The following is a 7,757-nucleotide window of genomic DNA, read 5'->3' as shown; positions in this document are numbered from 1 at the left end:
AAAGCCCGCTCAAAGAGCGGGCTTTTCTAATTTGGTCGGTGATAGAGGATTCGAACCTCCGACCCCTTCGTCCCGAACGAAGTGCGCTACCAGGCTGCGCCAATCACCGAATGCGGGGCGCATCTTACTGCTCAGGTGCGCGCCCGTCAATCCCTTCGTATCAAAATGCCATTCGATCGGCGAGAAAGTCAGCAGGCCGGTTACTGCGCCGCGACTTTCTGCCCGCCCGGAACGTTGCACCAGTTATTGTTCTCATTTATACCGCCGTTTGGCGAGGTATAACCGAGGCAACCCAAAATGGTGTCATACAGTTCCACATGACGGCGCGGGACCTTCATATCCGCCTCTTGCTTCAGGTGAGCAAACGCCTTCGCATGATCGGGGTCTTCCAGATACTTATCCGACATCCACACCATCATCGGCACGCGGAACTGCTCTGGCGGCGCCATTTTACGCGGCGTACCGTGCAGGTGCTCACGTTCGTTAATAGACTCACCGTGATCGGCGGCATAGAACACTATCGCTTTCTTATCGCGCAGTTGATCAAACACTTTGGTAATAAAGTGATCGACATAGGTCACCGAGTTGTCGAAAGAGTTAATCATCTGTTCTTTCGAACAGCCGCTATCGACATCCACACACTCAGGCTTCCACTGTGCATACTCGCGAGTGTAGCGCTGCGTGTAGTTAAAGTGTGAACCTTTGGTATGCAGAATAATCAGGCGCTTACCGCTGTCATTCTGCTTTAAGGATTGCTGCATTTCGGTAATCAGCAGCATATCGTCAACCGTTTTGCCACGGTTACGCGGCTCTGCGCCAATTTGTTCACGATAGGCGATGTTTTCCGCCATGGTATTACTGTAGAACCACATCTCGCTTTGCATCGCGTAAAGGTCTGTTTTAAACCCTAACTGACCGAGTACGGAAAAAACGTTTTGTTCTTTCAGCGTCCGCTGTGGGTTTTCTTCCGCACCACCTTGACGTACAAACATGCAGCGCAGCGACAACTTGGTCGCGGTATCACATGAATACCCACGGAATGCCGCCAGGTTTTTCTCCTGAGCCAGCCTTGGTGTGGTATTTCGCTCGTAGCCAAAAATCCCCATATGATCCCAGCGCGTGGTCTCACCAATAATAAACACCACGTAGGTGTCATCGAGATTCTTGGGGGCAACATAGGTGAATTTTTTCGCCGGGTTCATCAGCGATTTGTTGTCTGAGGACTCATCAACCTGCGCCCAGGCATACAGCCCTAACGCGGAGAGCCAGTTTGACGGCAGATAGGAGTTTGCCACGACGCCGCCGTAGCTGGGTAAATCGATGCCGGTTTCACGCTCGACGGATCTCTGCTGCATGCTGAGCAGACGAATCGGCGCCCATACCATGATCCCCGCCAGCAAAACGACCGCCACATTGCGAAATCTCATACCTGGCGTGCGCAGCTGTTTTATCAGGGTGTAGCGACAGCGGTTATTCCAGATTAAGAGCAACGGCAAAATACTGACCGAAACCAGCCACGCAATAAAATGCCAGCCCACAACTTCCTTCGATAAATCAATATCGGTGGTCATAACCGAGGCAATAATGCCGTAACCGATCACCACGTTCAGGAAGGTCATATAATAGCTGGCACCTGCAGAACACAGCACCACAAAGGTTGCCAGTACACGCCAGGCGCGTCGGCCAAATAAAGAGAGAAGACGAAGTAAAAAGAAGGTTGCCAGCACCGCGCCAGCTAATTCAACAACCGCAGAGATTCCTTTCCAGACGGTGAACTCGTACGCATATCCGCTAAAACGACGGTAAAATACAGCGGAGTTCATAAACAGACCGATATAGATTGCCAGCAAGAGACTGAGCTTCTGCTGCGTCATCGACTTAATATATCTCATCAATAAAACCTGGAAAACGGGATAAAAAGCCCTACTTACAGTCAGTTAGACCGGGCAGGTGAAAGATGCGACAACGGCAGAGTTTGAAATGTCTACGGGCGCGAGTAAGTAGACCACAGGTAAACGCAAAAGTGCTTATAGAGAATGAAAATGGCGCATATATTTTTGTAAATATATGCGCCAGGTATTAATGACACCACTAATAGAATCAGGCGTGCGCCTCGGTAAATACGCTACGCTGAGGCTGACGAATGGTGGTAGACAGCGCAAGCGAGATGATTAACAGCGCGAAGATGACACAGAAGGTCACGTAAAAACCGCCAAACAGGGAAGCGATGATGGACCCACAGATGCTGCCAATCCCAAAGCCCAGATAGATAACCCCATAGTTTTTAGCCAGATTATTCAGGCCAAAGAACTCACTGACCAAGGACGGGAACACGGTAATCGTACCGCCAAAGTTAAAGGCAACGCAGGCAATCGCCGCGAAGAAGGTCGCTTCGTTCAGCGGTGCGAATAACAGCGCCGCCATACCGACCAGCGAAACAACCTGACCAATGGTGATAACGCGAATACGGGAAATCTTGTCGGACAGGATGCCCAGCACCAGACGGCCTGACAGGTTAGCGATGGAAATCACCGTCACCGCATTGGCTGCTGTCGCCACATCCATATGCGCCAGAGTTTGTGCAATATCTTTTGCCACACCAATGACATACAGCCCACTCATACACGCGGTCAGGAACATCACTGCCAGCATCCAGTACTGTGGTTTGCGCATCGATTGCGCCAGAGTGTAGTCGTTCTCGACCACGCCATTCACCGTTTTAACTTCCTGATTTGGTGCATCTTTCATCAGCGTAGAGCCAAAGACGATCATCACCAGCACAATGGCACCCCAGATAACAAAGGTTTTCTCCAGCCCGACGGTTTCCAGCAGATGAGTGTCGATAAACTTGAAGCCGAGGCTTCCGAGGCCATAAGAGCCGATAGCAAAGGCGGAAATCAGCCCTTTACGCTCAGGGAACCATTTTACGCAGTTGGACAGCGTTAACAGGTAGCCCGCACCATCCGCCAGGCCCACCAGCACACCCGCACTCAGCCACAGCATAATCAGGCTGTCAGAGTGTGCGGTTAAGAAGAAGCCCACGCCCAGCAGGATACCGGATGCCATGGTGACGCGTTTCACGCCAAAACGTTCCTGAAGTTTCCCGGCGACAGAAGAAGAAATCGCCAGGCCCAGGCTTAACAGGCCAAAGGAGAAAGCCACCTGGCTGACCGGCGCATCCAGCTTTGAAGAAAGCGCGCCATTGAACAGGCTCCAGGTGTAAACCGAACCTAAGGCAAATTGGGTAATGATGGTGCCGATCAGGGTCAGCCACCGGGTACGCTGATAATCAGAAGTTTTCATGGCAGTATTCCTGCATAAGCAAAATGGGAAATTCTCTGCCAACAACCATACCGAAGTGCATTTATGACGAGGGGAAAACGGCATGAAGTGCCATCAGAACGGAATGAAATGCCTGGATTGCGGAATGAATGACGAGACAAAAAGTGAGAGGACCGGATTTTTCACACAAGTGAGTACCCGCTATCACTGAGACGCGTGTGATTATTGATTCTAATATGTAACAGAGTTGTTTTATTTACGCATGTTCGCGTTAAAATTTAGCGCTTACTCCCATGGTGTACATATAGTCACTGTTATTGGTGCTATTTTCCGCCTGAGAGAGCGCAGCATAGGCCGCCATATGCGGATTGAGCAGCATATCGGCACCCACGGTAACATCCAGCCAGTTGCCGTCCTGACTCGCCGCAGACATCCGGCTGAGGCCCGATTGCGCCTTCCAGATATTCTCGCCAAACTGCTGGTTATAGCTGATTTGCGCCCACGGACGCAGATCGCCAAACTGCGAATTAACCCGCCAGCCTAAGGTGCTGACGCTGGCATGCCATAACGGATCGGTCTGCGTGACGGACGTCGCACTGTCGCCAAACTCGTTATAGGTGGACGTTGCCGAACCGTCATAATGTAGGGCTGCAATCGGGCCGGTCGTCACTTGTCTGGACACGGGGAAATTCCAGCCCATACTCATACCGCTGGTCGTATCCAGCGTCGTTTGGTCCGCCAGGTTCACCACCGGACCCGCCACGCTCTTCGTGGAACGAATGCGTTCTTCAAGTATGTCGTTATAGCGTGGTTGGTGATCGCTGTCCCATGTATAACGTTCAGCCGTATGACCTGACATAGCATCAACGATATATTCTTGTTGCCAGCCATAGGCCGTATGGGTAGACAGCGCACAGACCACGACGCTCACCAGAAGGCTGAACCTCTGGCGACCACTACTGTTTCTTATAATCATCAACGCGACTCCAGAAAAGAGCCGAATTCGGCGATATTATTGTCATTGTGTGAAGGATATCGGGCACATTAGGCCCTGTATTAAATATTGTCTTTTTAGCGGGCGCGTCAAGGCGAGCCGAATGAAATTTTTACGCCAGTAAAAACAGCGAGGAAGAATATGCAGCGTTGCGGCTGGGTCAGTCAGGATCCACTATACATTGCCTATCACGACAAGGAGTGGGGTGTCCCCGAAACCGACGGTCAAAAGCTGTTCGAGATGATCTGTCTGGAGGGGCAGCAGGCGGGGTTATCGTGGATAACCGTCCTGAAGAAACGGGAAAACTATCGTCATGCTTTCCACCATTTCGATCCTGTCACCGTTGCCGCGATGACCGAAGATGATGTCGAAAGGCTGGTGCTGGATGCCGGTATTATTCGTCATCGAGGGAAAATTCAGGCCATTATCGGCAACGCACGCGCCTACCTGGCGATGGCGCAAAACGGCGAACCGTTTAGCGAGTTTGTCTGGTCGTTCGTTGATCATCAACCGCAGCTGACGCGCGCCGCCAGCCTGAGCGACATCCCCACCTCAACCCCTGCGTCTGACGCGCTCTCAAAAGCGTTAAAAAAGCGCGGCTTTAAGTTTGTCGGCACCACCATCTGTTACTCCTTTATGCAGGCATGCGGGCTGGTCAACGACCATGTCACCGGCTGTATTTGCTACCCGGAGGGTCAACATGATTCGCCAATCAACGCCTGACGATCTGGCGCCGATTCTGGCGCTGTGGATGGATAGCACGATTTATGCTCATCCGTTTATTGAAGAACGCTACTGGCGTGAGAGTGAACCCATCGTACGCGATGTCTACCTGCCCGCAGCACAAACCTGGGTATGGGAGGAAAGCGGCCAGCTCAAAGGCTTTGCCAGCGTGATGGAAGCGCGCTTTTTGGGCGCACTGTTTGTTGAACCTACCGCCATCAGAAGCGGGATCGGCAAAGCGTTGGTGCAGCATGTCCAGCAGCGCTTTTCGTTGCTCAGCCTTGAGGTTTATCAGAAGAACCAGTCAGCGGTGAATTTCTACCATGCGCTGGGTTTTCGTATTGAAGACAGCGCATGGCAGGAAGAGACGCATCACCCCACGTGGATTATGAACTGGCAGGCGGATCAAACGCCGTAAGCGCCAGTGCGGGCCCGGTGTACTTTTCCAGCCACGCCAGCGCGGTGTTGCCCGCGCAGCCATTCCCCAGCGTCGAGCTGGGGAGATCGCAGGTCAGCACATTCACCGCGCCATTCTTACAAATACCCCCTGCGGACAGGTCCAAATCTGGCCAGGCGCCCTCGTGAATACAAATCACGCCCGCTTTGATGCCTGTCGTCACCACCGCCCCGGCCAGAATTTGCCCGCGATGATTCCACACCCTGACCGTGTCGCCATCGGCAATCCCCCGCGCCCTCGCATCCTGCGGGTGAATGGTCACCGGTTCGCGATCCGCCACCGCGTACTGCTCGCGTAACGTGCTGTAATTCAACTGGCTGTGCAAACGGTGCGCCGGATGGGCCGACAGCACCTGTAATTGCTCGGGCTCAGCATTACCGAACCATTCATCCGGCGCCAGCCACATCGGGTGCCCTGCACAATCCGCGTAGCCGTAACTTGCAATCTTCTGCGAGTAGATTTCGATTTTGCCGCTGTCAGTTTTCAGCGGATGCGCCTGCGGGTCACGGCGAAAATCAGCAAAGCGAATAAACTGCGCGTTGACGGCACTTTCCGGCATTTCGATAAGCCTGTTGGCCTGCCAGAACTCGGCAAAGGGCGGCAACGTCACCTGCTGGCTGGCCCCGCGCTGCCCGGCAATCTTGTAAAAGGTCTCCAGCCATTCCAGCTCGCTTTTGCCTTCCGTAAACCGTTCATACCCGCCCTGCTCCCAGCGCTCGCTGAGTTCAGCAAAAACATCAAAATCATTGCGCGCCTCATCGCGTGCCGGCACAACCTGCTTCATCGGTACCAGATGCTGGTTACTGTAATCACCGGTCATGGTGAGGTCGTTGCGCTCAAAAGAGGTGGTGGCGGGCAAGACGATATCGGCATGCTTCGCCGCCGCAGTCCAGAAACACTCGGAGATCACCACCAGCTCTGGCTTTTGCCAGGCGCGAATCAGACGATTGGTATCCTGATGATGGGTGAAGTTTGCCCCGCCCGCCCACCAGAGAAAACGGATATCCGGGAAATGGCGGTCCATACCGTTGTGTTGGTAGAACCCTCCGGGGTTCTCCAGAGCCTCAACGATGCGCGCAACCGGGATTTTATCCACCGCATCGGTGCCACCTTTTACGCTCCCCTGCATGGAGGCGAGCACCGCCGCGCGACGCGTCGGATTGCCGCCGTTAGCAAAATGATAAGAGAGACCAAAACCACCGCCAGGCGTGCCAATTTGCCCAAGCATGGCGGCCAACGTGACGATCATCCAGTGCTTTTGTTCACCATACTGCTGACGTTGCATACCCCACCCGGCCATCAGCATGGTGGTATTTTGGTGAAATATTTCTGCCAGTTCACGTATTTTCGCCGCAGGTACACCACAAATCTCCGCAGCCCACTCTGCCGTTTTGGCGACATCATCGGATTTCCCCACAAGATAGTCGGCAAATCGTTCATAACCGGTGGTACAGCGGGCAAGAAACGCCTCGTCCTGCCAGCCGTTTTCCACCAGCGTATGGGCAATGCCGAGCATCAGGGCGACATCGGTACCCATATGCGGGGCGACCCACTCCATTTTGTCACCAAAGAAATCCACGCTCTCCGATCGCATCGGATCAATGCAGATCAGGCGTTTACCGCTGTTGCGTAACGCCTCAAAGTACGCGAGCCCCTGCTCATCAGAGGCGTTCCAGGCAATCTTCAGGGTGTTGAGCGGATTCGCGCTCCAAAGCACCACCACGTCGCTGTGCTCCAGTACGACGGGCCAACTGGTCTGCTGCTGATAGACTTCGTTCCCGCCCACGACGTACGGCATGATGGCCTGCGCCGCCCCCGTTGAGTAATCCCCCAAATGGCCGGTATAACCACCCGCCAGCGCCATATACCGCTGCAGCAGGGTCGCGGCCTTGTGTAACACACCGTTCGAACGCCAACCGTACGAACCGGCAAAAATGGAGGACGGACCGTAACTGTCGCGAATGCGCTTATGCTGGGTATGGATCAGATTCAGCGCCTCATCCCAGCTGACACGGACAAACTCATCCTGCCCGCGCACACCCTGTGGGGCCTCCGGCGAGGCCAGAAAGCCTTTACGCACCATCGGAAAACGCACCCGCGTTTTGCTGTGTACCTGATCGCGCACCACGGTCTGCAACGAATTGGGCTGTGAAGTGGGCAATGCGCCACGCGAGGAGAAAACCGTGTCGCCATCGGTTTCAACAAGAATGGGTCCCCAGTGGGCGGCGGTTAATACCGAGTAATGTGCGGGTGAATTAGCCAAGATGGCGCTCCTGAATGCGATGTGACGGCTTATTTATT

The 7,757-nt window shown here is 53.8% G+C and carries 6 protein-coding genes and 1 tRNA gene; 2 read left to right on the top strand and 5 right to left on the bottom strand.

What is annotated here, in order from left to right; genetic code table 11:
• Positions 1-32 precede the first annotated feature (32 nt).
• The 4 genes from FDX01_RS08765 to FDX01_RS08750 form a co-directional block, all read right to left on the bottom strand.
• Positions 33-109 (bottom strand) — tRNA-Pro (locus FDX01_RS08765).
• 91 nt (positions 110-200) lie between these two features.
• Positions 201-1,892 (bottom strand): kdo(2)-lipid A phosphoethanolamine 7''-transferase, encoded by a 1,692-nt coding sequence (gene eptB / locus FDX01_RS08760; protein WP_117342512.1) that lies wholly within the window; start codon positions 1,890-1,892, stop codon positions 201-203.
• A gap of 208 nt (positions 1,893-2,100) precedes the next feature.
• Positions 2,101-3,303, bottom strand: coding sequence for an MFS transporter (locus FDX01_RS08755; RefSeq protein WP_096759157.1), 1,203 nt, complete (start codon positions 3,301-3,303; stop codon positions 2,101-2,103).
• A gap of 250 nt (positions 3,304-3,553) precedes the next feature.
• On the bottom strand, positions 3,554-4,258 hold the full coding sequence (locus FDX01_RS08750) for an autotransporter outer membrane beta-barrel domain-containing protein (protein WP_137399638.1): 705 nt from the start codon (positions 4,256-4,258) through the stop codon (positions 3,554-3,556).
• A gap of 159 nt (positions 4,259-4,417) precedes the next feature.
• Between FDX01_RS08750 and tag the strand changes: the two genes are divergently transcribed.
• Together tag and FDX01_RS08740 are read left to right on the top strand one after the other, a co-directional pair.
• Positions 4,418-4,999 (top strand): DNA-3-methyladenine glycosylase I, encoded by a 582-nt coding sequence (tag, locus tag FDX01_RS08745; RefSeq protein WP_137399637.1) that lies wholly within the window; start codon positions 4,418-4,420, stop codon positions 4,997-4,999.
• Positions 4,977-5,417, top strand: a complete 441-nt coding sequence (locus FDX01_RS08740) for an N-acetyltransferase (protein WP_096759154.1) — start codon at positions 4,977-4,979, stop codon at positions 5,415-5,417. Before tag ends, FDX01_RS08740 begins: the two co-directional genes overlap by 23 nt.
• Here FDX01_RS08740 and FDX01_RS08735 read toward each other — a convergent pair.
• Positions 5,386-7,719, bottom strand: a complete 2,334-nt coding sequence (locus tag FDX01_RS08735) for a molybdopterin guanine dinucleotide-containing S/N-oxide reductase (protein ID WP_137399636.1) — start codon at positions 7,717-7,719, stop codon at positions 5,386-5,388. The genes FDX01_RS08740 and FDX01_RS08735 overlap by 32 nt on opposite strands.
• Positions 7,720-7,757 lie beyond the last annotated feature (38 nt).

The sequence above is a fragment of the Citrobacter sp. wls613 genome (assembly GCF_005281195.1).
Lineage (GTDB): Bacteria > Pseudomonadota > Gammaproteobacteria > Enterobacterales > Enterobacteriaceae > Citrobacter > Citrobacter gillenii.
This window is presented reverse-complemented; position numbering and strand designations above follow the sequence as displayed.

What these genes read in the sequence shown, in the direction of transcription:
- FDX01_RS08740 (WP_096759154.1), top strand. Translation starts at nt 4,977, where the DNA reads ATGATTCGCCAATCAACGCCTGACGATCTGGCGCCGATTCTGGCGCTG.
- tag (WP_137399637.1), top strand. Translation starts at nt 4,418, where the DNA reads ATGCAGCGTTGCGGCTGGGTCAGTCAGGATCCACTATACATTGCCTAT.
- FDX01_RS08750 (WP_137399638.1), bottom strand. Translation starts at nt 4,258, where the DNA reads ATGATTATAAGAAACAGTAGTGGTCGCCAGAGGTTCAGCCTTCTGGTG.
- eptB (WP_117342512.1), bottom strand. Translation starts at nt 1,892, where the DNA reads ATGAGATATATTAAGTCGATGACGCAGCAGAAGCTCAGTCTCTTGCTG.
- FDX01_RS08755 (WP_096759157.1), bottom strand. Translation starts at nt 3,303, where the DNA reads ATGAAAACTTCTGATTATCAGCGTACCCGGTGGCTGACCCTGATCGGC.